Origin of the sequence: Actinomadura sp. BRA 177 (assembly GCF_013372625.1) — a bacterium.
In the GTDB taxonomy this organism is placed as follows: Bacteria; Actinomycetota; Actinomycetes; order Streptosporangiales; family Streptosporangiaceae; genus Spirillospora.
Map to the genome: position 1 here is coordinate 1 of NZ_JABXFD010000625.1, position 430 is coordinate 430.

A 430-nucleotide genomic window follows, 5' to 3' on the forward strand; every position below is an offset into this window, starting at 1 on the left:
TTGTGTATAGGAGACGGGGTTCATGTGGAACGAGCTGTCGCGCGGCGCGCTCGGGGCCGTCGTGCTCGCCGACACGCGGCGGCTGCTGGCGAGCTTCGCCTCGATCGAGTACTGCGAGCGCAAGGGCACGCCGTTCGTCGTCGCCGTCAACTGCTTCGACGACGCCGACCGCTACGACCCGCCGGAGATCCGGACGGCCCTGGACATCGACCCGCACGTCCCCGGCCTGCTGTGCGACGCCCGCCGCACGGGCTCCGCGCAAGAGGGCCTGCTCTCGCTCGTCGAGCACGCCCTCCGCCTGGCCGGCGGCGCAAGCCCCCGCCGCGCCGGCTGACCCCCGTTGACCTGCCGCGTGTCGCCCTTATCGCGCGCGGTGCAGGGGCAACACGCCCCGGGTCACCCGGGGGCGCACACGGCGCCCAGAGACCCC

At 74.0% G+C, this 430-nt stretch carries 1 protein-coding gene; it reads left to right on the forward strand.

Going from position 1 to position 430, the window contains the following annotated elements:
• Window positions 1–22: 22 nt before the first annotated feature.
• Window positions 23–334 (forward strand): ATP/GTP-binding protein, encoded by a 312-nt coding sequence (locus HUX53_RS35030; RefSeq protein ID WP_309237578.1) that lies wholly within the window; start codon window positions 23–25, stop codon window positions 332–334.
• Window positions 335–430: the final 96 nt, after the last annotated feature.